This window comes from Mesorhizobium temperatum (genome assembly GCF_002284575.1).
Taxonomy (GTDB): Bacteria; Pseudomonadota; Alphaproteobacteria; order Rhizobiales; family Rhizobiaceae; genus Mesorhizobium; species Mesorhizobium temperatum.
Genome location: NZ_NPKJ01000060.1, coordinates 64,863 through 91,051 on the forward strand (window position 1 = coordinate 64,863; position 26,189 = coordinate 91,051).

Sequence of the window (26,189 nt, forward strand, 5' to 3'; positions counted from 1 at the left end):
GCGTAGATGCCGATTCATTTCTTGACTTGAATAATCATGTTTATTAGTCAGTGCAATACCGGACTAAACGAGTCAAGATTTAAGACGCCGGAACACGATGAAAAAGCCAGCGAGCGTCAAGCCAGCCAGCATCGAACCAGGACTTTTGGAGTTGGGGCATGGGGTTGGCGACTTGGGGACGGCTGGGCCTGGCGAATAGCAGCTCAGGTCCGGCGCATCGATCTACGGCAAAGGGGATAGCCGTATTGCTGGCAGGCGCTGCGGTGATCGCGCTGCTCACCCCGTCGGCCAATGCTCAGTCGGCCAATGCTCAACAGGCCGCCCAACCTGCAACAGACCAGCAGCAGACCGAACAAGCGCAGACGCCTGAAGAGGCTGCGCCGGCCCCGGCAGGCGCAACGCTGCTCGACCAGATCCTGGTCATCAGCCGCACCGGCGAGACGGCGATCGATTCCCTGGCTTCGGTCAGCCATGTCGATCAGGAGCAATTGGAACGCCGTATGGCGACGACTCCTAACGAAATGCTGTTGGGTGTGCCGGGTGTAGCGGTCCAGGCAGACGCAAGGCGCGTCTCCTCCAGCATCAATATCCGCGGCTTGCAGGATTTCGGGCGCGTCGCAGTGATCGTCGACGGTGCGCGGCAAAATTTCCAGCGCTCCGACCACGGCACGCAATCCACCTTCTATATCGACCCGGAGCTCATCAAATCCGTCGACGTCATCCGCGGCCCGGTCGCCAACACCTACGGCTCGGGCGCCATCGGCGGCGTCGTCCTGTTCGAGACCAAGGACGCGGAAGACTATCTTCGCGACGGCGAGACATGGGCGGCGTCGGCGACCGGGCGTTATGAGAGCAATGGCGAAGGCTGGACGACCAGTGCTGCCGGCGCCTACCGTTTCAACGAAAACTGGGATGTCCTCGGCAACATCGTCTATCGCGACTATGACGACTACAAGGATGGCGGCGGCGATACGGTCAACGGCACCGGTTTCGACGTTTTGAGCGGCCTTCTCAAGACAACCATACGCCCCAGCGAAAACAGCGAACTGAAGCTGGGCTGGAATGGCACGAGCGACGGGTGGAACGAGGTCGGCGGCGGCACGCCGGTGAATGATGTCGACCTGGAGGCGAATACCTTCACGGCGCGCTACAACATCACCGATGACGACAAGAGCTGGCTCGATCTCCACGTCAACGCCTCCTACAACAAGACCAAGCTGGAGATGACAAGCCTCGTTCCGCAAAACCGGTTTGATCCAGTCACCGGTCTTCCCATCGTTCTGCCGGCGGGTTCAATGTCGACTTTCGATGTCGGCACTTCGGGCATCGACATTTGGAACACCTCGCGGTTCGAGACCGCCGGCATTGCGCATGAGCTGACCTATGGTGGCGACTGGGTTGGCGATGACGTCGAGACGGGTGGCGCCGCAGGAGGCGACAGTTTCTATACCCCGTCGGGCAAGCGAAACGTTTCCGGCGCTTACATCCAGGACAAGCTCACCTGGGACTGGCTCGAGATTATCGCTGGGCTGCGTTATGACAGCTACAAGCTGGAAAGCGATGTCGGCGAAACCTCCGGTGACCGGCTGTCGCCGCGCATCACCGTCGGCGTCTCGCCGTTCGAAACCGCCAGCCTTTCGGGGCTGCAACTCTACGGCACCTACGCGGAGGGATATCGCTCCCCGTCGCTGTCGGAAACCCTCATCAGCGGCAACCATCCGGCAGGCGTCAGCTTTCCGTTTCTCCCCAATCCCGATCTGAAACCTGAAACCGGCAAGACCGTCGAATTCGGTATCAACTACAAGCAGGACGACATCGTCGAAGCCGGCGACGCGTTTCGTTTCAAGGCGGCCTACTTCAACAACGACGTCGAAGACTACATCGACGGCGTCACCCTGTCGGCCTTCGATCCGACCAGCGGCTGCCCGTTCGGCCCCGGCATCCCGATCTGCTTCCAGTACCAGAATTTTGCAAAAGCCAAGATCCGCGGCTTCGAAATGGAAGGCATCTATGACGCCAGCTGGGGTTTCGCCGGGCTTTCGGCGTCGATCATCGATGGCCACACCATCTCCTATGACGGCGAGCGGGCAGACCTCGTCACCGTCCCCTCTTCCCAAGTCACCGGGCAACTCGGCTTCCGCTTTCTGGAGGACAAGCTGACCGTCGGCGGCGAGGTGCAGTACAATGGCAAGCCGAAGGGCAACCCTGTGGCTAAGGACTACACGCTGGTCAATGCCTTCGCCAGCTACCGGGCGACCGACAATTTCAAGATCGACTTCCGCGCCGACAATTTGTTCGACGTCAAATACACCAACCCGTTGAATGCATCGGCCACGAGTGTAGTTTACGAGCCTGGCGTCACGCTGAAGCTGGCGGCGACAATGCGATTTGGAGGCTGACGACAATGACAAGCTTGACGGCATCGCTTCGCCTGCTGACCTCGGTGCTGGCCATGCCGCTTGCGATGGGTCCGGCGTGGGCGCAACAGTCTGCGCCGGCCCCTGCTCTCACGCTTGAACTCAATGGCGCACAACCCTCCGACAAGGGCTGCCGTCTGACCTTCGTGGTCAACAACACGCTCGGCGCCGATCTCTCGAAGGCGGCGTTCGAGATCGCGCTGTTCAACGAGGCCGGCGTCGTCGACCGGCTGACCGTGCTCGACTTCAAGGACCTGCCGGCAGGCAAGACCAAGGTGACGCGTTTCGATCTTGCCGGCGCCGACTGCGCCAAGGTCAGCCGCGTGCTGATCAACAGCGCGACCGAATGCGCCGGCGCCGGCATCCAGCCGGACGCTTGCATGCGTGGACTGAAGACCGAGACCAAGACCGGCATCGCCTTCGGGGTCTGAGAACACAGTGCGGCTGGAGCCCGCACTCGCACGAAACATAGTGGCGTGGCCTCTGGCCACCTCTGCTCTGTCGCCGCTAGATGCCAACGATCTTGATTTGACAAGTCCGCGCCGGTCGCGGCAGGTCTCGTCGCGAGCCATGCAGATGATCAGTCCTCTCCCCCACGCCAATGGCGAACTGGCGATTGCGCCGACCGAACCGCTTGCGCCGGTCCGACCGTCAGCCATGAGCCGCAAATGGACGGCAGCGATCATCGCCTCCTGCCTGTTTCATGTCGCGGTGGCGGCCGCTTTTCTCATCGCACCTGGCGGCATGTCCGATTCCAAGGATGCAATCCAGATGGAAGGCACCGATCAAACCGGCGCCAACGTGGTCGGCAGCGACTTGGAAGGTCCGGCCCCGGGCGCGATGAGCGTTACCTTGGTGCCTGACCCGCAGCCGGCCAAGCCTGAGGTCAAGCCCGAGCCGCCTGCCGACCGACCCGCTAGGGAAATGGCCGAGCAGCCCCCCGCGCCCTTGCCGCAGATTGTCAAACAACCCACCGCCGCGCCAGACATACTGACGGCCGACACCCCGCGCCTCGACGAGCAGAGCGTGGCTCCGAAGATCGAAACGCCGGCAGAGCCGGCTGCTCCGGCCGAGAGCACCGAGGCGCCTCCTGCCGATATCGGACAGCCGCCGATCCCGACGCCAAGGCCGAGCGCGACACCAGGTCTTGGCGGAGCCGGCGAAACGAACGAGGCCCGCGGCGCGGCGGATGGCGAGGAACGCGACGCGGTGACGTCCAGCAAGGGCAAGAGGCAGGCAGCGGCAGGCAATGCGATAGAATCCCGCTACAGCGGTGAAGTTCAGAAGAGGCTTGCCCGCGCCAACCGTCGTGTTTCGAAATCGATACAAGCGAGCGCCCGCAACAATGCCAGGGTCGTTTTCGTTGTCATGGCCGACGGCAGCATCAGCGACATACAGCTTGCCGAAAGCTCAGGTTCTGCGGAGCTTGATCAATTCGCTTTGACGCTGGTGCGCAAGCAAGCACCGTTCCCTCCCATTCCAAGCGAAACTGGCAGGTCGAGTTGGGTGTTTAAAGCGCGGATCGGTCCATTTTGAGGATCTTCGCCTCGTCGTTTCCATCTACCGTCACAGTTCGCCAATCCCGAAAGGACAGCCAATGTACATCGCCATGAACCGCTTCAAGGTCCAGAACGGCTCGGAGGAGGCCTTCGAGGACATCTGGAAGAACCGTGATTCGAGCCTTTCGGAAATGAAGGGTTTCAAGGAATTTCATCTGTTGCGCGGTCCGGTCAACGAGGCTGAAGGCTACACGCTGTTCGCCTCGCACACGGTTTGGGCGAGCCATGAGGATTTTGTCGCCTGGACCAAGTCCGAGAACTTTCGCGCCGCGCACCGCAACGCCGGCTCCACCAAGTTGCACTATCTCGGCCATCCGCAGTTCGAGGGTTTTTCGGTCGTCGAGGGCGCGTGACATGGCCTCGCCCGCAGTCGACCGGGCGCGCAGCTGAAATTCGGCTGCGCGCCCGAAGAAGCGTGAAGCTTCCGCGCCGTCAATCGCGTCAAGCTAATTGCCGATCTCGGCGCCGCCCCTCAACCCCCTGCCGGGACCTTCTCCCCGTCACTATACGGGGAGAGGGTAAGGGTGAGGGGCAGCGCAAACCTGAAGCGATTGCCACGACGCCCAAGAGCAACGAAAAGCCCTGGCTAAGCCTCAGGCCGCGGCCAGCAGGCTGGCATTGCCGCCGGCAGCCGTGGTGTCGACGCAGACGGCGCGCTCATGTGCATAGGCCGCCGGGTTGAGCACTTCGCTGACCAGCGGCACGATCGGGCCGGCGCGGTCGGCGATCACCTTGCGCACGATACGCGCGGCCTCGGGCGTGCCGGAAAAGGCGACGACGTCGACACGCAGCGCGCGTGCCTCGACCGGGTCGGGCCGGCCGTCGATGGCCGCCAGCGGCAGGCCCTTGCCGGTCAGCGGCGACAGTGCCGCCGGCGCACCGGGCGCGACGGCCAGCACCGCATTGCCGGCCGCCAGCGCCTGGATGGTCTGGGCAAGCAGCGTGTCGGCGTCCGGTCCCAGACAGAGCACGCGGCCGCGCGGCGACAGCGATAGCGTGTTGGCCTCGCCGGTCGGGCCGGGCAAATCGACCTGGCCGAAATCGATGCTGGCGGCGGCACCGATGGCCGCAGCACCCTTGCCGCGCAAATGCTTCCTCAGCACCGCCACCCGGTCCGCCCGCGTCGACCAGCCGCCAAGCGTCGGGTCCGGCAGATTGTCGGCAAGTTCGATCGCCGTCACCTTGCGGCCGTCAAGAATAGGCGTGCCCGCCTGCGGCCCCTTGCGGAACCGCCTGAGATAGTGCGGCCCGCCGGCCTTCGGCCCGGTGCCGGAAAGCCCTTCGCCGCCGAACGGCTGCGAGCCGACCACGGCACCGATCTGGTTGCGGTTGACATAGATGTTTCCGGCATGGATGCCGTCGACGAAATGCTGGGCGCGGCCTTCGATGCGGGTGTGCAGGCCGAAGGTCAGGCCATAACCCTTGCGGTTGATCGCGGCGATGACCCCGTCGATATCGTCGGCGTCGAAGCTGGCGACATGCAGCACCGGCCCGAACACCTCGCGCTCCATGTCCTCGATGCCCTTGACCCGAAAGACATGCGGCGCGACGAAGCGGCCATCCTTCGGCGCTTCGAGTTTGGCGATCAGCCGGCCCTGCAGGCCCATGTCAGTGCAATAGTCGCGGATCGATTTTTGTGCCTCGTCGTCGATGACCGGGCCGACATCGGTCGATATCCGCCAGGGATCGCCGAGGCTGAGCGCTTCCATCGCGCCCTTCAGCATCTCCAGCATCTTCTTCTCGACGTCCTTCTGCACATAGAGCACGCGCAGCGCCGAGCAGCGCTGGCCGGCGCTCTGGAAGGCCGAGGCAAGAATGTCGCGCACCGCCTGCTCGGGCAGCGCGGTGGAATCGACGATCATCGCGTTCAACCCGCCGGTCTCGGCGATCAGCATGGCATCGGGCGCTGCAGTCTCGGCCAGTTGCTTCTCGATCAGCTTGGCGACCTCGGTCGAGCCGGTGAAGCAGACGCCGGCAATGCGCGGATCGGCGGTCAGCGGGCCGCCGACCGAGGGACCGTCGCCGGGCAGAAGCTGGATGACGTCTTCCGGCACGCCGGCTTCGCGCAGCAATTCGACGGCGCGGAAGGCGATCAGCGGCGTCTGTTCGGCCGGCTTGGCGATGACCGAATTGCCGGTCACGAGTGCTGCCGCAATCTGGCCGGTGAAGATGGCGAGCGGAAAATTCCACGGCGAGATGCAGGCGATCGCCCCGCGCGCTTCGGTGCCGATCTCGGCATTGGCCGCTTCGGCAGCGTAGTAGCGTAGGAAGTCGACCGCTTCGCGCACTTCGGCGACGCCGTCGGCCAGCGATTTGCCGGCCTCGCGGGCGGCGAGCGCGAAGAACTCGACGGCATTGGCCTCATAGAGGTCGGCGGCGCGGTTGAGGATGGCGGCGCGCTCGGCGACAGGGCGTTTTGCCCATGCCGGCTGTGCCTCCACCGCGATGCGCACGGCGATCGCGACCTGCTTGGCGCTGGCCTCGCTGACCGTGCCGACCACCTCGTCGGGCTTTGCCGGATTGGCCACCGGACGCTGCTTGCCGTAGCCGGCGGCCCGGGTGATCGGCTTGGCGTGCCAGCGGTCCGGTCCCGCGAATTCAGCCCTGGCCTTGTCGATCGCGGCCAGCGTCACCGGATCGGTGATGTCGAACCCCTTCGAGTTGCGGCGGGCAGCGCCGAAGATCGCCGACGGGCGGGGGATCGCCGGATTGGCGGCGGGACCCTGTTTCTCGACAGTTTCGAGCGGGTCGCGAGCAATATCCTCCGGCTCGACCTCCTCGTCGGTGAGCTGGTGGACGAAGGAAGAGTTGGCGCCGTTTTCGAGCAGCCGGCGGACCAAATAGGCAAGCAGGTCGGAATGCGCGCCGACCGGCGCATAGATGCGGCAGCGCGTGCCCTCGGCGCGCCGCACCGTCTCATGCAGCGCCTCGCCCATGCCGTGCAGGCGCTGGAACTCGAAGGAATCGCGATCCCCGGCCATCGACAGGATGGCGGCGACGGTGTGGGCGTTGTGGGTGGCGAATTGCGGATAGATGCGGTCGGTCATCGACAGCAGCTTTTTCGCGCAGGCGAGGTAGGACACGTCGGTGTTGGCCTTGCGGGTGAAGACCGGATAGCCGTCGAGCCCGAGCGCCTGCGCCCGCTTGATCTCGGTATCCCAATAAGCGCCCTTGACCAGCCGCACCATGATGGTGCGGTCGTATTTCTGCGCCAGCGCATAGAGCCAGTCGATGACGAAGGCGGCGCGCGGACCATAGGCCTGGACGACGACGCCAAAACCGTCCCAGCCGGCGAGTTCCGGCTCCGCCAGCACCCGCTCGATGATTTCGAGCGACAGGTCGAGGCGGTCGGCTTCCTCGGCGTCGACGTTGAGGCCCATGCGCGAATGGCGCGCCGCCAGCGCCAGCGACAAAAGCCGCTCGGCCATCACAGGCAGCATCTTTTCCTTCTGCGTCACTTCATAGCGCGGGTGCAGCGCCGAGAGCTTGACCGAGATGCCGTGGTTCTGGCGGATGTCGGGACCATTGGCGCCGGCATCGAGCGACGAGATGGCGTCGGCATAGGCCTTGAGATAGCGCAAGGCGTCGGCCTCGGTGCGAGCCGCTTCGCCCAGCATATCGAAGGAATAGAGATAGCCTTTCTGGGTCATCGGCCGGCCGCGCTTGACGGCCTCGGCAATCGTGCGGCCGAGCACGAACTGCTCCCCCATTTCGCGCATGGCGGCAGCGACCGCCCTGCGGATGACCGGCTCGCCCAGCCGGCGCACCATGGCGCGCAGCGTGCCTTCGATGCCGTCCTCGCCTTCCTCGAGCACTCGACCGGTCAGCATCAGCGCCCAGGTCGACGCATTGACGAAAATCGAGCTCGAGCCGCCCGAATGCGCCGACCAGTCATGCGGCGCGATCTTGTCGGCGATGAGATCGTCCATCGTCTCGGTGTCGGGTACCCGAAGCAGCGCTTCGGCAAGACACATCAGCGCCACGCCCTCCTTGGTGGAGAGGCCGTAGGCGGAGAGGAAGACCTCCATCAGCCGCGGATCGGACGAGCCGCGCACCGCCCGCACCAGATCGGCGGCGCGGGCCGAGATTGCCCTCCGCTCTTTCGTCGAAAGCCCTGTCGCCTCGGCCAGCCGCTTCACGGCCTCGTCTTCGTCAGGCAAATAATTGGCACGGATCTGCTGGCGGATGGCATCGAGCGCTGGCATGACGGTCCTGTAGAGAGCGAGCATCAGGAAGCGGTCCGGCGGTCACCGGACCGAATGGCGCAAGCTAGCACAAAGCTTGGTTTCGGTCGGTCCAAAGAAATCGACACGGCAGGTCGATTGAACTATCATGGGCCGGATTTTCCCCCAACTTGACCACAGAATCGATGAACGAAGACCAATTGGACCGCATCGACAGGAACATCCTGTCGGCGCTGGGCAGCGACGGCCGGCTTTCCATGTCGGAACTCGCGGCAAAGGTCGGCTTGTCGAAGACGCCGGTGCAGGCGCGGGTCAAGCGGCTGGAAAAGGCCGGCATCATCCGCGGCTATCAGGCGATCATCGATCGCGAGCGCATGGGCGAAGGCCATGTCGCCTTCGTCCAGGTGAAATTGTCCGACACCCGCTCGGCCGCGCTCGACGCCTTCAACCGCGCCGTGCAAACGGTGCCGGAGATCGAGCAATGCCACATGATGGCGTCGAGCTTCGATTATCTCCTGAAAGTCCGCACCACCGACATCGCCGCCTACCGCCGCGTGCTCGGCGAGCGCATCTCCGCCCTGCCCCACGTCGCCCAGACCTCGACCTTCGTGGCGATGGAGACGGTGAAGGATCGGTAGGCGTTCACTGAGCTCGTCAGTTCATCCGGCTCGTTCAAGACGCTCCTGAATTTGCCCCTCGATTGCCCTCAGGAAATGGTCGGACGTCGATGTCCATCCAAAGAGTATCTGCACGAGCGTAATCGAGGCGTCATGGTTGCTCCTTGGGGAGTCCAACGCGATGGGCTCGCTCGTGCAATCCGTCAGCAGGATGCAGTGATAGTCCCTAAAAAAGGCGTCCCGAATTGTCGACTCCACACACGCTGGTCGTGCATCCTGTCACGATGAGCTGTTTGATGCCTGCGGTCTTCAGAACAGCATCGAGTTCGGTCTCGTAGAAGCCGCTGAACCGGGTTTTGTAGAGGACAACATCCCCCGCCTCCGGCTTTAGGTCGCTGACGATATCCGTTCCCCAGGTGTCGCGGATCAGAATCCGGCTCTCGCTGCCATCCGGCGCTGTCATGTTCTCACCGACCCCAAAGATCTGGAGATGTCGGAGACGATTGGGGGCATCCGATGTCCCGAGATCCGAAAGGTCGGAATGATACCCCATCTTCAGATAAATGATGGGCAGTCTCAATTTGCGAGCGGCCGCTATTACGCTTGCAGTAGGGCCGACAGCCCGTTGAATCCCGGAGATATCGATGCCGGCTCTGTCGAACATCCCGCCTTTCGAGCCGAAGTCATTCTGCATGTCCACGACGAGAACTGCAGTCTTGGCGGGGTCAATTGAAACAGGTTGAGGCTTTGCGTCGATGACAAGTGGCTGCATTTTTATCCTCCCACAGCCTGAGGTATCGCACTTTGCGCCTTGGTTATCATGATCAGCGACCCTGCATCGTGTCAACAAAGGGGGCTACATCGGTGCTTGGCGGCCCAAGACAGGGGTCCGCTCTTATCGAAAACAAACCCGGCCTCACTCCGCCAGCGTCTTCAAAAACGCCACCAGCGCCGCGCGCTCGCGGTTCGAAAGCTGCAGCGGGTGGACCTCGGATACACCCTCGACACTGGCCGGCGCTTTCGAATAATGCGCCACCACCTCGTCGAGCGAGGAAAATTGCCCGGCATGCATGTAGGGCGCACGGGTGGCGGCACCGCGCAGCGACGGCGTCTTGTAGGCGCGGACGAGTTCCGGTCCGGCCTTGACCATGAAGCGCAGCTCGCCGCAGGCGCTGGCGTCGCCATCGCGAAAGGCGCCGAAGCAGTTGAACGGGTCGGCCTCGACCTGCGCCACCGCATCCATGCGGCCGCGATCCGGCGGCAGATTTGCAACCGGCGGCACGCCGGTGTTGTGAAAGCTGCCGTCGGTGAAACGCGGCCCGGTATGGCACGTCACGCAATTCGCCTTGCCGATGAACAGTTTCAGCCCGAGGATCTCCTCGGGCGACATCGCATCATCGCCTTGCGGCAGCTGTGTACCGGTAGCCAGGGCGGCGGCGAACCGGTCGAAGCGCGTCTGCGGCGGCGCGATCGACCGCTCGAAGGCGGCGATCGCCTTGCCGATATTGGCGAAGACGCGGTTGACGGCCTCGGCTTGTGCAGCGGGCATGGCGTTCCAGGCTGCCTTCTCGGCATCGCTGCCGAGCGGACTGGCGTTGGCCGGAACAGTCGAAAGGTCGGGCAGCGGCCCGAAGATGCGTTCGTAGCGCTCGCCGAATCGGGCCTTGATATAGTGCGCGTAGGCGGCGCGGTTGCCGGCCTGCTCCAGCGGATTTTCCAGCGGCGCCAGTGCCTGCGCCCAAAGACTGTCGCGCCGGCCGTCCCAGAACAACCATGCATCATGCGCGACGCCGGCCAGCGGCATGGTGCGCCGGTTGGTGCGTCCGGCGCCGACCGCTTGCGGCAGGTCGTCCTGGAACTGCCGGTCGATCTTGTGACAGGTCGAGCAGGAAACCTTGCCGTCGCCGCTCATCCCGACATCGAAAAACAGCGTCGCGCCGAGGGCGGCGGCGGCCGGCACGTCGGCGAAGCGGTTGCTGGTGTCGGCTTTCAGCGGCGGCAGCGCCGACAGCCCCAACGAGGCGATGGTCTTCTTTTCGGCATCGGAAAACGCCGGCTTGCCGCAGCCGGCAAGCACGGCCATCGCCAGCAGCGCGAAAAGACGCGAAAAGCGGTTCATCTTGCTCCAGCGCTCAGAGCAACACATTGAAGACCACCGTGTCGGATCCGGCCGCCGCGGAAATAGCAAAATGCAATTGCCACAATCCGCTCATCGTGAATTTCACCCCGTCGATGCGATAGCACCCGTCGCCCAGATAATCGGTCGCCTGCGGGCTGGTCGGCAGACCGTGCCTGTGCTGCGGCATGCCTCCGGAAATCGTGATCGCGGCGCCCTCCACCGGGGTTCCCGCACCAGTCCTCAGGGTCAGCAGCCAGGATTGCAGCTCGCCTTGCCTGATGACACCCCGCTCCGGCTCGAAACTGGCCACAAACAGCCCGTTCGTCGTCTTCTTCGAGCGGGCAATCTCGGCACGTTGCGGCGCTTGCAGCGCGGTCAGATAGACGGCGGCGAGAATGCCGGCCAGCAAGGCAGCCAGACCAAGACCTGCCAGAACATAACGCCATAACGATGCCAAACCGTTTCCTCTTCCGGAGATAACGTCTCGCTGCGCAGCTTGCGTCCCGCCGTCCGCGTGAGAAAACGCCGCTGGCGCAAAAATCCGCGATGGCCAAGCATGGCGCTGCCGCTCGCAAAAAGCTACAGCACCGGGTCTTGGTTTTGTGCATGTCGTTATCCCAAAACCGCTGCGCAAGCTTTGGGCGACATGCACCAGGAGAGAGATTCATGACAGGAAACGGCGTCGCCTCGATCGGTGAATGCATGCTCGAACTTTCAGGCCAGGCGGGGCCGAACTGGCGCATGGGTTTTGCCGGCGACACGTTCAATACGCTGTGGGCGCTGCATGCGCTGAGCGGCGACCGGCCGGCGACCTATGTGTCGGCCTTCGGCGACGACCCGTTCTCGCGCGACCAGATCGGTTTCTTTGCGCAAAACGGCATCGGCATCGGCGCCAGCCCGATCATAGCAGGCGCACGGCCCGGTCTCTATGCGATCACACTGACCGGCGCCGAACGCTCCTTCACCTACTGGCGCGGCGATGCGGCGGCAAGGCAGCTTGCCTCCGACGCGGCTGCCTTGGCGAAAAGCCTTGAAAATCAGGCGCTTGTTTACTTTTCCGGAATCACTTTGGCAATTCTGGATGACGCCGCGCGCAACACGCTGCTGACCGCGGTGGCCAAGGCGCGCGCCGCCGGCTCGCTCGTCGCCTTCGATCCCAACTACCGGCCGCGGCTGTGGCACCGGCGCGAGGAAGCACAGACCGCGATCCTCGATGCCCTCGCAGTCACCGACATCGCGCTGCCGACCTTTCCCGACGAGCAGATGCTGTTCGGCGACGCAGCGCCGCAAGCAACCGCGGAACGGCTGGGGAAGCTGGTCGGCGAAGTCGTCGTCAAGAACGGCGAGGAGCCGGCGCTGATCGCGGCAAACGGGACCCCGCAACCCGTTCCGGCCGTGCATGTCGCCGCCCCCGTCGACACGACCGGCGCCGGCGATTCCTTCAATGGCGCCTATCTCGCCGCCCGGCTTGCCGGCCATCTCCCGACCGAGGCGGTGCTGCGCGCGCATCGCGTCGCCGCAGCCGTCGTGCAGGTGCGCGGCGCGCTGGCGCCATTCGAGACGTTAAGGGCAGCGTTCGAAGGTTAGGATCAAAACGCAATCAGACTGGCTGCCGCCAACGGCTGACAAGCTTGCAGCCAAAGGCGGTCACTATCCGCGCTTTTCGATGACGCCGTACAGGACGTTGCGGTTCTCGCCAAAGAACACCTGCGCCTCGACGGTGTTGCGGTCGACGCTGGCATTGATGATGTTCCACATATCGACTTCCGACCGCAGCAGCAACACCCAGTTCATGAACGTCTCCCGGTAGCCGGCGTCAGGGTTGCCCTCTGCATAGTTCGCGAAAAGGAACGTCCCGTTCGGCTTCAGCATCTGCAAGCAAGTTTTCGTGAGCTTCACGGCGACGTTGTGCGCAAGGTAGTCGTAAAGGCCGGAGGCGTAGATGAAGTCGAACTTGCCAAGCTTGTGGCCCCGCGTGAGCATGGTTCGTACCGAGCCGTCAATGGCCTCTACCGCGGTGCCCTGGAAGTCGCGCGTGATCAATCCAACGCTCTGAGGATCCTGATCGAGCGCAACCCAGCGCTTGAGACGGCCCTCCTGCAAGGCGGTCGAGCGATTGGCCTCCCTTAAATGGCCGGCCGCAATCGCCAGGACCTCGGCTTCTGGTCCATTCCTGGTCGCAATCTCATCGACATATCGGGTTAAAAGATCGCGTCGTTCCCGGGCCGCGACGCACGACGGTACATCCTTGGTATGGCTATAGAGCGCCTTGCCGATTTCCGAGGCGTTTGCCACGCTCTCGGCCACGTGCGGATCGCAATAGATGTAGTCGAGCAACTGCGCGTCGCCAGAATAACCTCTGGGCTTGTCATGGGACCACCGCGTAAGCGGATCCTCAAGAAAGTACTCCAGGATCGGGTGGTTCCGCACTACCGGTATCAATGCTTGCCAAACGTCCGGATGGACCTTGGAACGCGTTGCATCGAGATACGACATCAGACGGCGAATGATCTCCGCGGGGTCCTTTCGTTGCTCGACTTGCTGGTGTGTCGTGTGGAGAATGAGCGCAAGCTCTACGCGAGCGGTTTCGAACGCTTCGCTGTGAGGCTCGAGCTTTCTTCGAGGGAGACTGGCGGCGATCATCTCGGCAGTAATCAGACTTTTGCCATCGAGGATGGTTGCCACCGCATAACTCCACAGTTACAATTAACTAGATATTAGCTAGATATTGCGTAAAATTTTATCTTTGCCAAGCCACATCTCCAGCATTTTAGCGATGTCGTTAATTTCCCGCCAACCATGCTGGTTCTTTGGACGCCTTGCGGGTCGGATTCCGGATACGAGTTAACGAAAACCTATTTGCGCGACTGCATATTGTTTGCGAGGCGCCGCAATCGCTGTCGCGCCCGAGGAGTCGGCCGGCATTGGGGGCAGAAGCTAGAAATGAGTTCGGAATACAAAGCCCCGTTCAAATGGGGTTTGTGGTGACGAACGAATGCGCGTCATCCGCATTGGCCGATATAGCCCATGCGGAACCGTTCGAACCGCGCTACGAGCCGCGGTCCGACGAGCTTCGCAACCTCTACCGAGAGGAAGGCCAAGCGAAGCGAAGAATGGACGCCAGGCCGGGGCTTTGGATCGCCGTTGCCATCTATCTGCTGTTTTCGGCAACGGATCTGCTGCTGATTCCGGATGTGGCACTCTATACGATCACGGCACGCTTCGCGGTCGGAGTGACTGCACTCTTGATCCTGGAAGCACAACTTCGCCAGGGAGTCGGAACGGAATGGATTGACGTGACTTGCGCTGGAGCCATCATCTTTGGCTATGTTGGGTGGCTGTGCCCAGCGGTCATGGGTGCGGACAAGGAAAGCGTCTCGTATTACATGGTCTTTGGCACCATCTTCATGATGAGCGCTAATCTCTTCTTCACGTTTAAATTCAGCCTGTCTATTGTAACTTCTGCAATAATTTTGGTAATACTGTATGTCGTAAACTATTTTGTGCCGTCTACATTAATGTACAAAATGGTATTTGGAGCTTTCTACATTTCATGCTTCACATTTACGTCTTACGTAAACTGGAAGCTGAACGAGGAACGCTACAACGTCTTCCTGAATGCCCTCGAAGCCAAAATCCAGCACAAGGAAGCCACCGAGCGCGGACAGGCGCTGTTGAATCTGTCGAGAACCGATCCGCTTACGGGTCTGGAGAATCGGCGGGCGATTGACGAGAAGCTGCGGGATTACTGGAGCGACTGGCAAAGGTCTGGCAGCAGTTTTGTGGCGATCCTCATCGACGTGGACTTCTTCAAAAGGTTTAATGACTATTACGGACATCAAGAAGGCGACCGCTGCCTGATTCTTGTCGCCAATGCCCTTGCCGATATGATTAAGCAGTACAATGGCTCAATCGGCCGCTACGGCGGTGAGGAATTCATTGTCCTGGCTCGCATGGAGAAAAGAGAACAGGTCGCAGATATTGCCGAAGCCATTCGAAGCACGGTGGAGAACCTCGCGCTTCCCCACGAGCAGCGCAGAGACGGTATCTCGCTTGTGACGGTGAGCGTTGGCGCTGCATTCACCAGGCCGCAGATCGGCGCCAAGTTGGAAAAAATCATCCACGAGGCCGATCGCGCACTCTATCTGGCAAAAGCAGGCGGTCGCAATTGTACCTGGCTGTTCGATCCAAACGACCCCCAGAGCAGCGACGAGAGCGAGAATATTGCGGCTTTGCTGAAGATCGCGATCGGCCAGGATCTCGTTTCACTCGTTTACCAGCCTATCCAGAATGTCGCGTCCGGCCGAGTTGAAGCCGTCGAGGCTCTGATGCGCCTTAAAATGCTGGACGGTACTTCGGTGCCACCGAGCCTATTCATTCCCGTCGCGGAACGAACTGGCGCGGTCCTGGCGCTTGGGCGCTGGGCAATAAGGACAGTGTGCACTGAGCTTCTGGCGGACGATCACGTCCGTGTCGTCAGCGTCAACGTCTCTCCGATTCAGCTCAAGACGCCCGGCTTCGCAACCTCTGTTGCGGCCATTTTGACCGAGACTGGCGTAGCCGGCAGCAGGCTGGCCCTCGAAATCACCGAAGGGCTGGAGATGGAGATGCACTCCGACGTTCTCCGCTGCATCAGCGACCTGAAGCTGCTAGGGATCAGGATATGGCTTGATGACTTCGGGACGGGCTTCGCTGGCCTCTCGTGGCTTCGTCTAATCGATTTCGATACGGTGAAGGTCGACCGCTCGTTTCTGCATGACTGCGGTACCCCGAGGGGCAAGGCGATGCTGCAAGACATTATTGCCCTGGTCCGAAATCGCGGCCATAAAATCCTGGTCGAGGGGGTCGAAACCGACGAGCAGATGGCCGTTGTACGCGAATTTGACATAGATAAAATCCAGGGCTTCCACGTCGGCCGCCCTGCTCCCGCCGCCAGTTTCCGGGCGAGACCGATCACCTACAAACGCCCATTTTCGGTCGTTAAGTCCGCATGAACAGCGGCGGAGCGATCTGAGCTAAGTGATCGCGGGGCGTCGGTTTCTCTCGCGCCAGGAAGCCGGGCTCAGGGAGGTAACTCGCCGGAATTCACGATTGAAGTTCGATTTCGTCTGAAAGCCGGCTTCGAACATCGCAGCGGTTACCGACATATCGGTCTCCCGGAGCAGCTGGCAGGCTTCTGCAATTCGGAAATCGTTGATGTATTGGGAGACATTCTTGCGCGCGAGCCGATTGACCGCACCGGATATCTGCCGGGCCGGGACGCCCGCGCGCCGCGCCAGGCGCGACAATGTCAGGTTTTCGTCGTGAGACAATTTCTGATCGACCAGCAGACGATTGATCCGGTCCAAGACTTCACGGTCTTGCGTCACCGTGGATGAAACTTGAGTCATATTCGAGGCAGCAGCGGGGAGCGCCTGCGCGCGAGCCGCGACGACGGCTGTAAGACCTATAAGAAGCAGACCCAGCAGGTTTGCATTGCTCACCATAAAAGCGACATTCGATCCCTTGCTCCATTCGAAGTCCATATGGACCGCGAAATCGAAAAAGGCCGACAGACAGAGCGATGCAGCAGCAATGACGAGAGCGCGATGTGCCGCAATGGCACGGTCGAAACGCGCCTCGTCCAGCGCGTCGGGACCGGTGCGGCCAAGATTCAGCACTGCCGATGCGTATCCGATGAAGAGCAAGATCAATGCTGCGTCGATCAGCTCCGGGGCCAACAGCAACAGCACGAGGATACCGACCGGTGGTGCGGCATGGAGCCAACGAGCACTGCCGCCCTCTGAATCATCGAGGTGAATCAAGCTGCGGAAACTTGCCAGCACCAGAGGCGGCAGGCAGCTCGCCAGCACTGGCAGCAAGTATCGCAGTTCCGCAATATCGTAACCCCAACGCAAGCCGACGGCGACCGATTGCAAGGCGCACAAACCGACCAAAGCAAGGAACGCCCGATTCCCTTTTGAGGACTCCTGGCTGCGCAGCACCGCAGCGAGGAGGATCAGAAGCAGCAATGCGACAACGAACGGCAGCGGAATGAAGATCAAGGCATGTCCCCAAGGATGGCGGTCAAACGGGCGATGATGACCCATATCACGATTCAGGACGACCTCGATCGTGATCGAGGAAGCGCCGGAGTGCAGCATCTGCAATCCATTGTCGGTCCCTTCTAACCGAGCGAGATTTCCATGAACCCCTTCCGCCTCCTCCCCGCCATAGTGCTCACCGTCGCGTTCACTGCTCCCTGTCAGGCCGCCGAGGTTGGCATACGCGAAACAACCGTCGCCGCCCCCGAGCGCGGGCGGGATCTCGCGGTAACTGTATGGTATCCGGCTGAGGCTGGCGGCAAACCCGTTCTCGTGGGTGACAACAAGCTATTCAAGGGAACGCTGGCGTCGATGGACGCGCCACTCCTTAAAGGGCGCTTCCCGTTGATTGTAATGTCGCATGGATCCGGCGGCCGCGTTCAAGGCATGAGCTGGCTTGCGACGGAATTGGCTAAGGCGGGCTTTGTCGTGGCGGGTCCCAATCATCCCGGCACGACCAGCGGCAACTCGACGCCGGCTGATACACCGAAACTGTGGGAGCGCACGCAAGATTTGTCCGCCGTGATCGACATGATGATAGCCGATCCGCTGTGGCGCGATATTACCGACCCGGTCAAGATCGGCGTTGTCGGTTTCTCTCTCGGAGGCGCGGCTGCCATGGAAATTGCCGGCGCCCGGGCAAATCTCGGTGCCTATGCCCGCTACTGCGACACGTATACGAAGTGGGATTGCGCTTGGTATGCAGGCGGCAAGGCGTACGTCAATGACGAAGCGATCGAGGTCGATAAGGTCGATCTGCGTAAAATCGACAGGGCGCGCTTCGAACAATCAAACCTTGATCGCCGCATCAAATCGGCTGTTCTGATCGATCCTGGCCTTGCGCAAGCCTATGAAGAGCAAAGCCTGAAAGAGATCGCGATCCCTCTGAGCTTCATCAATCTCGGCAGCACCCGGACTATCCCGGAGGCAGTGTTCGCCACCCAACTGGCGGTGTCAACGCCACAAGGAACCTATGTCTCTGTCGCCGGTGCCGTTCATTTCAGCTTTCTGCCGGAATGCAAGGAGGGTGGGGCCGAATTGCTGAAATCGATGGGGGAAGTTGACCCGATCTGCGAAGACGGCGGCAGCCGATCACGCGCCGATATTCATGCCGAGTTGATCAGCCTCGTGCTAGGGGCCCTGCAGCGAACCCTCAAAGACCGTTTTTGAGCAGATCACCCGCCTTCTGACATCCGCGTCGATCGTGACGTGAAACGCTGGATCGGGGGTCCTCAGACCGACCGTCGTCGCCCGTCGGACCCACCGGACCAGGTCTGGCTCATTGCTTCGTGCTCGCCTCCCGGAACGCCGCCTCTCCGGCGTCCGACACCTCGGCCCACTTCTTGTCAGCCGCTGGATCCGCGGCGTAGCTGTCATGCCAGTTCCACCACTTGTAGGTCGGGGTCTGGGGATAGCCCTCGGGCGAGTCCTCCCAGACCTCCTGCCGGCCCAGCGGGGTGATGTCGAGATAGTTCCAGGTGCTCCCCATCTGCTCGTCGCCGCGGTTGTTGATGAAATAGGTGCGGAACACGCGGTCGCCGTCGCGGATGAACACGTTGTGGCCGTGCCACTCGTCCACGCCGAAGTCGGCGTCGAAGCTGTCGGTGAGAGTGTACCACGGCATGTCCCAGCCCATCCGCGCCTTCAGCCGCGCGATATCAGCCTGAGGCGCACGCGAGACGAAGACAAGAGTGGTGTCACGGGCGTTCAGGTGGGCGACGTGGGCGACCTGGTCGGCCACCAGGGAGCAGCCGCGGCAGGCGTGGTCAGGCCAGCCGAACACTCCCGGCTCGAAGAAGGCGCGGTAGACGATCAGCTGCCGCCGACCGTCGAACAGGTCGAGCAGGCTGGCCTTCCCGTCGGGCCCCTCGAACGAATATGTCTTCTCCACCGCCATCCACGGCATCCGCCGGCGCTCGGCGGCCAGCGCGTCACGGGCGCGGGTCTGGGCCTTTTCCTTCACGAGCAGCTGCTCACGGGCCGCCTCCCACGCCTGCGGCGACACGACGGGTGGTGTGTGCATGGCAGTCCGTCCGCTTTTCCGTCCGCTCTCGGCTGATGAAGTCATGGCTTTGATACCTCCTGATCTGGGCGAATTCCCCCGCGCCTCATGGCTGAAGCGCGGTTCCATTCGCTGCTCATCGCTCGTTGTTGGGCATGAGACAGTTTGGCATCGGAAAGCGAACAGTGGGAGTAACAAGTGTGACGCTATTCCGATGGAGTCGCCGATTACAGCCGCGGCGTGCGCCCGAAGCGAGTGATCCCCTGGCGCTTTGAACCGCATTGCGCTACGCGACGGTGCTAACTGCCGGCCGGTGCGCTGACGCCATTCAAAACGTTGAGGGCAGCGTTCGAAGATTGGGCTCAAACTCAATCAGACTGGCTGCCGCCAATGGCCGAGAACCTTGCTGCTTGAATCCGTCGGCGGGAACTAGCAAAGAGCGCCATAACGGGATAACCGACCCTGAACGCCAGAGCGGACGTTGGCTCTGTTCTCCGCTACGATGCAGGCTGACGTCCCGTCATCAACCCCTCCAATCTACGGTCCACCGGGCTATGTCGAAGACGAACGGTGGAGATCGACTCGCGCCACGGCGTAGGCGTCAAGCGAGATGAATTGGTCGTCCAGCTGTCTTCCGGAACTTTCCATGAAGTTCGGATCGGCTGCCGCCCGCTCGAATTGGTCGGCAGCAAGAAGAGCAATGCGGGCGCTGATCGGCGTATCCGAAAGCTGCACTGGTTGCTTTTTGGCGGTGAGATTCGAGAGCCACAGCGTCGTGCGCCCGTCTTTTTCGGCCGCGATCGCCGCGATGCTGTCAGCTCCGGAAGTTCCTACGAACAGCAAGGTGGCGCCGTTGAGCTTTGAGAGGCCTGCCATGACATGGAAAGCGGGATACACCATTCGGCCATCCTGTTGGTCAAACCACGGCTGCACGAAATCGGCCTTCCTATAGACGTACCCGAATGGGCCGGTGAAGTCGCCGAATGCGACGGCCTCGATTCGCTCGCGCGCGCAGGCCGCGAAATAGCCGACTGTCCAAGCCGCATTGAACAGGCCGCGCTGCCGAGGATCGATGCGGCTCAGACAGACGCGACCGTTCGCTTCATTCGGCGCAGTGGACTTTCCGTAGGGGTTCTCGCGGCAGCCGAGCTGACTGGGACCTATACGCAGGGGCAAGCGCTCGCCCATGAAAGCACGGGTAGAGCGGATCAGATGGGGGATAGCCTGAAGCGTCTCCATCACGGAGACATCATCTGCTGCATGCACGTTTGGACAGGTGGTGAAGGTTGCGTAGTCGAGCGCTCCGGTTGGCGGACGCTTGCGGTTGAGCTCGGTGAAGTATGCCGCCATGCCGCCGCCCAGCGGCACCCTGGGGAAAGCCCGGCGAACGGCGGAGTAGTTTTGCTCGAAGGTGGGCATCGCCGGCCACGGTGCTCCCGGCTGCACCGACTTCATGTCCTGCGCCGGAAAGACGGAGACAGCTTCAAGATTGAGGCCGAGTCTTTGGACAGCATCCGCGAGCGGCGCCAATTCGCTGAAGGGATCGAGCGTGCCCTTGGTGATGATCTCAAGTACGACGCCAGCACCGGTCAACTGTGCCAGGGCGGCGCAACTTTCAAGTTCATCCTGGCCGTGCCCGAACCGGAGATCGACTTGGCAGACCATCCATTGCGGAGCCAATCGTCGAATGAGCTCGGGGACTTCAAGCGCGTGCTTCGCCTCGTCGGCAGCGACGCCGATGCCAATGCGGGGCACTCGGCCGATGGCTCCGCCGATCGTCAGGTTGATGGATGGATTGGGGTTTTTAGACGTCCCGGCAGGGAGCGTTCCCAACAGCTGAAGTCGGACGACCTGCGTGAATTTCTCGCCTTTTGGTAATCTGTAGGGCCACGGGCGACGCAGCGGACGGACATAGGTTTTGTAGGAGGCGTCGGACCAATTCCGCTGATCCTCCATCTCAAAAGCGTCACCTTCCATGGTGCATGTAGCCCAGATTCCAGGCACGATCTCGTGCGAAAGCGCGCGAATACCGGTGAACGGACATTTAGGATCGATGTAGTCCGGAAAAAGCGAGAGCTCTTCGCGACCGTCCTCGTGCAGCACCTTTACCGGCTTGCCGGCCAAACCCTCGATCGGATGCAGCACGACGAAGCCGGTTCTGTTGGTCAACACGTCAGTTTCAGGCTCTGCCTCCACCACAAACGACAGCGCACCGTCGCTCCCGCCTGCGATCCGCGCCTGGTAGACCAGCCGACCGGACGCACCGGCGCTTGTTCCACGGTAGGCGACGCTGAACGCATCCGGCTTTTCATCGATCTGGAGGTCATCGAGAACGGGCGTATCGGTTCCCCAGTTCTCGTCCCGTACGAGAAATGAAATCCCGCGCAAAACCTCGATCCCGCCGACACGGACATAGCGTAATGCCCCATTGTCCAATTCGACCGACAAGGGTCCCGCGCGCAGTGTCCGCAGCTGCGGATCGACCTGTTCGGTCCCACACAAGCGGATTGCTCGAGATGCTGTCGTGGTCAAATCGCTCTCTCGGTCTTGGCGTCGAAAATCGAGGCCCGGTTCATGTTGATGTCAATCGGCAGCCTCTCGCCGGGACGACTGACGTCATGCGCCTGCAGTTCCGCCATCACCGGCGCGCCGGCCAGGCGGAAGGTCGCATAGCTGCGCGAGCCAGTCGGCTGCAGCAGGTCGATCGTTGCGTCGTAGCGAAACGTGCCCTGCGCAGGTGTCGCAGCTTGCGCGCGCGTCAGATGTTCTGGCCGCAGCCCAAGCAGCACCGCCTGTCCGTCCGTGGCGCCATTCAGGCCTCGGCCGGGTGCGACCGGAAGCAGCGTATCGGAGAGCCGGATGGCGGCAGCGCTGCCGTCCAATGCCAGCGTACCCGGCAGGAAGCTCATGCGCGGCGAACCTAGAAAGCCAGCGACGAAGGTCGAGGCGGGGCGCTCGAACAGGTCGAGCGGCGCGCCCTGCTGCTCGATCACCCCGTCGCGCATCAGCACGATGCGATCAGCCAGCGTCATCGCCTCGATCTGGTCATGGGTGACGTAGATCATCGTGGTGGCGATCGCCTGGTGAAGGCGCTTGATTTCGCCGCGCATCTCGTCGCGAAGCTGCGCGTCGAGGTTGGACAGCGGCTCGTCGAACAGGAAAATGCGCGGGTTGCGGACGATGGCGCGGCCGATGGCGACGCGCTGGCGCTGCCCGCCGGACAATTGACGCGGAAAGCGCCCGAGCAGCGGGGTGATGCCAAGCATGCGCGCCGCCTCGGCGACGCGCGCCTCCACCTCCGGTTTCGGCATCTTGCGCGCCTTCAGGCCGAAGCCAATGTTCTTCGCCACGTTCATGTGCGGATAAAGCGCATAGTCCTGGAACACCATCGCCACGTCACGGTCGCGCGGTCGGAAATCATTGACCACTTCGCCGCCGATCTCGATCGTGCCTTCCGAACTCTCCTCCAGCCCTGCGATGGTCCTCAGCAGCGTACTCTTGCCACAGCCGGACGGGCCGACCAGCACAGTGAACTCGCCGTCGCGAATGTCGAGGTCTATGCCACGCACGGCATGGAAGGCGCCGTAGCGCTTGTGCAAGCCGGTGATCCTTACTTCGGCCATGCCGACCCTTTCTATCCGCGAACAGCGCCGAGCGTGAGCCCGCGCACGAGATGTCGTTGAGCAAGTACTCCCAGCGCGATCGACGGCACGAGGGAGACGATGGCCAGGGCTGCCGCCTCGCCATATTGCGCGCCCTGGAAACCGATGAAGGCGCGAAACACCGTTGGCAGCGTGAAAGCAGTGCGGCTGGTCAAAATCAGCGCGAAAAAGAACTCCGTCCAACAAGCGATGAAGGCGAAGACGGCCGCCGCGACAATGCCTGGCGCGGCGAGCGGCACGGCCACGCGCCAGAACGCCTCCCAGCGCGTGCAGCCGTCGACAAGGGCCGCCTCCTCCATCGATTTCGGCATGCCGCGGAAATAGGCGAACATCATCCATACCGACACCGGCAGCGTGAACACCGTATAGGCGATGATCAGGCCGATATGCGTGTCGTAGAGGCCGACGCCGCGGTAGATCAGGAACACCGGCAGCACGATGCCAATGGGCGGCAGGAAGCGCTGCGACAGCACCCAGAAGGACAGATGCTGGCCGCCGGTGTTGTAGCGCGCCAGGCTGTAGGCCATCAGCGTGCCGAACAGGGCCGAGAGCACCGTTGCCGACAGCGAGATGATCAGGCTGTTGATCAGCCCGTCGAGGCCGCGATAGGCGAACAGCGCAGCTTCATAGTGGACAAGGGTCGGTGCGGTGGGGAACCAGACTGGCGGCACGGTGAGGTAGTCGTCGCTCGGCTTGATCGATGTGTTGAACATCCAGTAGAGCGGCCACAGAACGAAGACCAGGAAGAAGCCGAGCAGCATGATGCGGCCGACGGGTATCGACCGGCGTTTCGGGCGACGGACAGGCGCAACGGCGGCCATCAGACCGGCTCCGTCTTCAAAAGCCGCCGCACCAGCAGCATCACCACGAGCGCGGTGAAGATCAGGAACAGCCAGCTTCCGGCGGTCGCCTGCGACAGATGGAACTGCGTGAAGCCGACGGTGTAGAGATAGTAGGACGCGGTGTAGGTCCGCGTGCCTGGCCCGCCGCCGGTCATGATGAAAATAGTATCGAACATGCGGATTGCATCGAGCAGCCGAAAGGTCAGCGCCAGCAGCATCATTGGCGCGAGGTGCGGCAGGGTGATCGCCCAGAACGCTTGCCAGGCATTGACCCCGTCGAGTTCCGCCGCCTCGTAAAGATTCGGCGGAACGGCGGTCAGCCCGGCGAGCAGGATGACGAACATGAACGGCGTCCACTGCCAGACATCGGCGATGATCAGCGAGGCATAGAGCCATGGAGATTCGGTCATCCAGCCGATCGTCACCTCCTGCCCCAACAGTTGCGTCAAAATGTAGTTGGTCGGCCCGAAAGGCCGCTGCAGCAGCAGCGTCCAGGCTTGGCCGACGATGACCGGGCTGATGAACAGCGGCACGATCAGGATCGACATGATCACGCCGCGGCCCGGAAAGTTGCGAACCATGGTCAGCGCCACCAGAAGGCCGAGGACGAATTCGATAGCGACGCTAATCCCCGACAGCCACGCTGTCAGCAACAGCGACCAGCGCGCGACGGGATCGAACACGACCCGCTCGAAGTTCTTCAATCCGACAAAGGCGTGGCCCGGCACCTGGAAATCGTAGTTGATGAAGGACACGACCAGCGAGAACAGCAGCGGATAGACCGACAGCGCCAGGATCAGCAGTACTGCTGGCGCCACCAGCAGCCATTTGAAGTGGCGGTCCGCCCATTGTGCGAAGCCCGACAGTCGTGGCGGGGCGCCAGCGGCCTTCATGCGACTGATGGTGGCGGTATGCTGCATCGATTACATCCCAAAGGCCGCCTGGCGGTTGCGACGAGGTGTTGCGGACCAAGCGCCCGCAACACCGATTTTGATCAAGAAACCCGGCCGGCGTCCGCGACGCAGGCCGAGCTCAGAGGGTGACCGCCATGCCAAGCTTCTCCACCGTGTTGTCGGCAGTAGCGCCCGGCAGTTTCAGGAACTCGGTGTAGAATGCCTTCTGCGAATCCACGCCGAGCCGATCGGTCGTCTCATTCCACTCGGCCGCCGCTGTTTCTAGCGACGCCTTCGGATCCGCACCGGCCCACACAGCCGTGCACATGCGGTCGATGCTCAGGAAATAGTCCTGCGCGCCGGGCATGATCGGGTCGAGGAGGCCGACATTGGCCGAGTTGTTAAGATTGCTCAGATACTCCTTGGCGCTCGGGAACAGCGCGCCGTAAAGCTCGGATTTGAAGTGGGAGATGCGGTAGGGATCGCGCAGGGCGTAGGGCAGCATGCAGCGCGCAAGCGAGACGGGCGGCGAGCAGGCCCATTGCATGAACAGGTAGGCCGCTTCGGGGTTCGCCGAATCCGCCGACAGCGCCTTGTTGTAGCCGGTCGCATGTTCAGGATTGCCGGGCACGACCGCGTAGCCGACCTTGCCGGCGATCTGTGATTGCGGGATGAAGTTGATTGCGGTGGCCGACTGCGAATAGTTCGCGGCCATGCGGCCAGACGGCGGCCAGGAGTAGATCATCGCTACCTTGCCGGTCAGGAAAGCCGCCCACAGCGAAACGGCGTCGAGTTCATTGTTGCCGGGGATCGACGCCGCATTGGCTGCAATCATGTTCTGCAGCGTCTTCACGCCTGCATCCGAAACCAAGCCGGCCTTCATGTCGTCGCCGAACAGTTTTCCACCGTTGGCGCGGTACTGCTGCAGAAAGTCGAACTGGTTGCCGGGACTGCCCGCTTTGCGGAAATGGCCTGCGCCATAAACGTTCGGCGCCATCTGGTCGGTGATGAACTGGGCGATCTGGGCATATTCCTCCCAGGTCTTCGGCGGCGCCAGCTTGGCGTTGAACTTGGCCTGGTAGGCCTCCACCATCTTCGGATCCTCGAAGATGTCCTTGCGGTAGTAGAGAGCGAATATGTCGCCATCATCGAAGAAGCCCCAGATCTTGCCCTTGTAGGTCGGCAGCGCCTTGTAGAGAGGATGATAGTCCTCAAGATCGGCCGGGTTCATGTATTTGGCGATGTAATCGTCGAGGGGTGCGATGACGCCGCCATCGGCTAGCGACGGCGTCCAGGCTGGCGAGATGTCGAGGACGTCATAGGCGCCTGAACCGGCAATGTGCTCGGCGACCGCTTTGGAGTACTGATCCGGGTTCGACAGTTCGACCACGTTCGACTTCATGCCCGTAAGCTGCTCCCACATCGGTCCACTGAAATTGCGCGGATCGAGAGCCTGTAGGCCTGCCTCGTAGGTCATGTTCAGCGTGACGCCCGAATGCGCCTTGGCGGCCTCGGCGGCGCGGAAGGCGGAACCATCCGCCGGGCCTTCCATCGACGCCTTCATGGCCGCCGCCTGCGCCTGGCCGAGCGGTGAAGCGGCGTCTGCCAGTTCGAGCTTCTGCTGCGCCAGCGCCCAATCCGTCATCATGCCGAGGATCGGTCCGGACGCCGCCAGCATGCCGGTCATCTGGCCGAAGCGGGTTATGAAAGTTCGGCGGGTGGTTTCGCCGCGCATGAAGGCGTCGACCTCTGCTTCGAGGCCTGCCTGAAAGTCACGTTTGTCATGATCGTTCATAGTGCTTGGTCCTCCC

19 protein-coding genes and 1 pseudogene are annotated in these 26,189 nt (G+C 62.1%); 8 read left to right on the top strand and 12 right to left on the bottom strand.

Features of this window, described 5'->3' with window-relative positions:
- The first annotated feature begins 158 nt into the window (after window positions 1-158).
- The 4 genes from CIT26_RS21840 to hmuQ all read left to right on the top strand — a co-directional run bounded on the left by CIT26_RS21840 (window position 159) and on the right by hmuQ (window position 4,329).
- Complete coding sequence (locus CIT26_RS21840) at window positions 159-2,399, top strand: TonB-dependent hemoglobin/transferrin/lactoferrin family receptor (protein WP_095494492.1); 2,241 nt, start codon at window positions 159-161, stop codon at window positions 2,397-2,399.
- Between the two features lie 5 nt (window positions 2,400-2,404).
- Window positions 2,405-2,848: a hypothetical protein gene (locus CIT26_RS21845; protein ID WP_095494493.1), complete on the top strand. Its 444-nt coding sequence runs from the start codon at window positions 2,405-2,407 to the stop codon at window positions 2,846-2,848.
- Between the two features lie 145 nt (window positions 2,849-2,993).
- Complete coding sequence (locus tag CIT26_RS21850) at window positions 2,994-3,953, top strand: energy transducer TonB family protein (protein ID WP_245319515.1); 960 nt, start codon at window positions 2,994-2,996, stop codon at window positions 3,951-3,953.
- A 61-nt stretch (window positions 3,954-4,014) separates the two neighbouring features.
- The gene (gene hmuQ, locus CIT26_RS21855) at window positions 4,015-4,329 is read left to right on the top strand and encodes a heme-degrading protein HmuQ (protein ID WP_095494495.1); all 315 of its coding nucleotides are present in this window, start codon (window positions 4,015-4,017) and stop codon (window positions 4,327-4,329) included.
- Between the two features lie 240 nt (window positions 4,330-4,569).
- Here the strand turns inward: hmuQ and putA are convergent, their stop codons facing one another.
- Window positions 4,570-8,181 carry a bifunctional proline dehydrogenase/L-glutamate gamma-semialdehyde dehydrogenase PutA gene (gene putA / locus CIT26_RS21860; RefSeq protein ID WP_095494784.1) on the bottom strand — a complete coding sequence of 1,204 codons (3,612 nt, stop codon included), beginning with the start codon at window positions 8,179-8,181 and terminating at the stop codon, window positions 4,570-4,572.
- Window positions 8,182-8,345: 164 nt separating this feature from the next.
- On the opposite strand from putA, the gene CIT26_RS21865 reads away from it, so the two are divergent.
- Window positions 8,346-8,798 carry an Lrp/AsnC family transcriptional regulator gene (locus CIT26_RS21865; RefSeq protein ID WP_095494496.1) on the top strand — a complete coding sequence of 151 codons (453 nt, stop codon included), beginning with the start codon at window positions 8,346-8,348 and terminating at the stop codon, window positions 8,796-8,798.
- Between the two features lie 21 nt (window positions 8,799-8,819).
- On the opposite strand, the pseudogene CIT26_RS21870 reads toward CIT26_RS21865, so the two are convergent.
- The 3 genes and pseudogenes from CIT26_RS21870 to CIT26_RS21880 all read right to left on the bottom strand — a co-directional run bounded on the left by CIT26_RS21870 (window position 8,820) and on the right by CIT26_RS21880 (window position 11,353).
- Window positions 8,820-9,549 (bottom strand): annotated as a pseudogene (locus CIT26_RS21870) (cysteine hydrolase family protein).
- 144 nt (window positions 9,550-9,693) lie between these two features.
- Window positions 9,694-10,896, bottom strand: coding sequence for a cytochrome-c peroxidase (locus CIT26_RS21875; protein ID WP_095494497.1), 1,203 nt, complete (start codon window positions 10,894-10,896; stop codon window positions 9,694-9,696).
- Window positions 10,897-10,909: 13 nt separating this feature from the next.
- On the bottom strand, window positions 10,910-11,353 hold the full coding sequence (locus CIT26_RS21880; protein ID WP_095494498.1) for a FixH family protein: 444 nt from the start codon (window positions 11,351-11,353) through the stop codon (window positions 10,910-10,912).
- Window positions 11,354-11,562: 209 nt separating this feature from the next.
- Here CIT26_RS21880 and CIT26_RS21885 point away from each other — a divergent pair, with 209 nt between their 5' ends.
- A complete protein-coding gene (locus CIT26_RS21885; RefSeq protein ID WP_095494499.1) occupies window positions 11,563-12,483 on the top strand; it encodes a sugar kinase in 921 nt (306 codons plus the stop codon).
- A gap of 63 nt (window positions 12,484-12,546) precedes the next feature.
- Here CIT26_RS21885 and CIT26_RS21890 read toward each other — a convergent pair whose 3' ends face one another.
- Entirely contained in the window at window positions 12,547-13,581 is a 1,035-nt protein-coding gene (locus tag CIT26_RS21890; protein ID WP_095494500.1) for a class I SAM-dependent methyltransferase, read from the bottom strand.
- Between the two features lie 287 nt (window positions 13,582-13,868).
- Between CIT26_RS21890 and CIT26_RS21895 the strand changes: the two genes are divergently transcribed.
- Window positions 13,869-15,890, top strand: coding sequence for a putative bifunctional diguanylate cyclase/phosphodiesterase (locus tag CIT26_RS21895; RefSeq protein ID WP_095494501.1), 2,022 nt, complete (start codon window positions 13,869-13,871; stop codon window positions 15,888-15,890).
- 21 nt (window positions 15,891-15,911) lie between these two features.
- On the opposite strand, the gene CIT26_RS21900 is transcribed toward CIT26_RS21895, so the two are convergent.
- Window positions 15,912-16,940 carry a helix-turn-helix domain-containing protein gene (locus CIT26_RS21900; RefSeq protein ID WP_095494785.1) on the bottom strand — a complete coding sequence of 343 codons (1,029 nt, stop codon included), beginning with the start codon at window positions 16,938-16,940 and terminating at the stop codon, window positions 15,912-15,914.
- A gap of 141 nt (window positions 16,941-17,081) precedes the next feature.
- Here CIT26_RS21900 and CIT26_RS21905 point away from each other — a divergent pair, with 141 nt between their 5' ends.
- Complete coding sequence (locus CIT26_RS21905) at window positions 17,082-18,149, top strand: alpha/beta hydrolase family protein (protein ID WP_095494502.1); 1,068 nt, start codon at window positions 17,082-17,084, stop codon at window positions 18,147-18,149.
- A gap of 109 nt (window positions 18,150-18,258) precedes the next feature.
- Here the strand turns inward: CIT26_RS21905 and CIT26_RS21910 are convergent, their stop codons facing one another.
- From CIT26_RS21910 to CIT26_RS21935, 6 genes are all read right to left on the bottom strand, one after another.
- Entirely contained in the window at window positions 18,259-19,047 is a 789-nt protein-coding gene (locus CIT26_RS21910; protein ID WP_167391506.1) for a DUF899 domain-containing protein, read from the bottom strand.
- 486 nt (window positions 19,048-19,533) lie between these two features.
- The gene (locus CIT26_RS21915) at window positions 19,534-21,513 is read right to left on the bottom strand and encodes a D-apionate lactonase family protein (protein WP_095494504.1); all 1,980 of its coding nucleotides are present in this window, start codon (window positions 21,511-21,513) and stop codon (window positions 19,534-19,536) included.
- A complete protein-coding gene (locus CIT26_RS21920) occupies window positions 21,510-22,604 on the bottom strand; it encodes an ABC transporter ATP-binding protein (RefSeq protein ID WP_095494505.1) in 1,095 nt (364 codons plus the stop codon). The genes CIT26_RS21915 and CIT26_RS21920 overlap by 4 nt, the downstream gene beginning before the upstream one ends.
- An 11-nt stretch (window positions 22,605-22,615) precedes the next feature.
- Complete coding sequence (locus CIT26_RS21925) at window positions 22,616-23,464, bottom strand: carbohydrate ABC transporter permease (protein ID WP_029351805.1); 849 nt, start codon at window positions 23,462-23,464, stop codon at window positions 22,616-22,618.
- Window positions 23,464-24,405, bottom strand: coding sequence for a carbohydrate ABC transporter permease (locus CIT26_RS21930; RefSeq protein ID WP_095494506.1), 942 nt, complete (start codon window positions 24,403-24,405; stop codon window positions 23,464-23,466). Before CIT26_RS21930 ends, CIT26_RS21925 begins: the two co-directional genes overlap by 1 nt.
- 112 nt (window positions 24,406-24,517) lie before the next feature.
- The gene (locus CIT26_RS21935) at window positions 24,518-26,173 is read right to left on the bottom strand and encodes an extracellular solute-binding protein (protein ID WP_095494507.1); all 1,656 of its coding nucleotides are present in this window, start codon (window positions 26,171-26,173) and stop codon (window positions 24,518-24,520) included.
- Between the last annotated feature and the right edge of the window lie 16 nt (window positions 26,174-26,189).

Bases quoted from the DNA above. Each gene is read 5' to 3' on its own strand.
- CIT26_RS21840 (WP_095494492.1), top strand. From the start codon at position 159: ATGGGGTTGGCGACTTGGGGACGGCTGGGCCTGGCGAATAGCAGCTCA.
- CIT26_RS21845 (WP_095494493.1), top strand. From the start codon at position 2,405: ATGACAAGCTTGACGGCATCGCTTCGCCTGCTGACCTCGGTGCTGGCC.
- CIT26_RS21850 (WP_245319515.1), top strand. From the start codon at position 2,994: ATGATCAGTCCTCTCCCCCACGCCAATGGCGAACTGGCGATTGCGCCG.
- hmuQ (WP_095494495.1), top strand. From the start codon at position 4,015: ATGTACATCGCCATGAACCGCTTCAAGGTCCAGAACGGCTCGGAGGAG.
- putA (WP_095494784.1), bottom strand. From the start codon at position 8,181: ATGCCAGCGCTCGATGCCATCCGCCAGCAGATCCGTGCCAATTATTTG.
- CIT26_RS21865 (WP_095494496.1), top strand. From the start codon at position 8,346: ATGAACGAAGACCAATTGGACCGCATCGACAGGAACATCCTGTCGGCG.
- CIT26_RS21875 (WP_095494497.1), bottom strand. From the start codon at position 10,896: ATGAACCGCTTTTCGCGTCTTTTCGCGCTGCTGGCGATGGCCGTGCTT.
- CIT26_RS21885 (WP_095494499.1), top strand. From the start codon at position 11,563: ATGACAGGAAACGGCGTCGCCTCGATCGGTGAATGCATGCTCGAACTT.
- CIT26_RS21895 (WP_095494501.1), top strand. From the start codon at position 13,869: ATGGGGTTTGTGGTGACGAACGAATGCGCGTCATCCGCATTGGCCGAT.
- CIT26_RS21905 (WP_095494502.1), top strand. From the start codon at position 17,082: ATGAACCCCTTCCGCCTCCTCCCCGCCATAGTGCTCACCGTCGCGTTC.
- CIT26_RS21910 (WP_167391506.1), bottom strand. From the start codon at position 19,047: ATGACTTCATCAGCCGAGAGCGGACGGAAAAGCGGACGGACTGCCATG.
- CIT26_RS21920 (WP_095494505.1), bottom strand. From the start codon at position 22,604: ATGGCCGAAGTAAGGATCACCGGCTTGCACAAGCGCTACGGCGCCTTC.
- CIT26_RS21925 (WP_029351805.1), bottom strand. From the start codon at position 23,464: ATGGCCGCCGTTGCGCCTGTCCGTCGCCCGAAACGCCGGTCGATACCC.
- CIT26_RS21930 (WP_095494506.1), bottom strand. From the start codon at position 24,405: ATGCAGCATACCGCCACCATCAGTCGCATGAAGGCCGCTGGCGCCCCG.
- CIT26_RS21935 (WP_095494507.1), bottom strand. From the start codon at position 26,173: ATGAACGATCATGACAAACGTGACTTTCAGGCAGGCCTCGAAGCAGAG.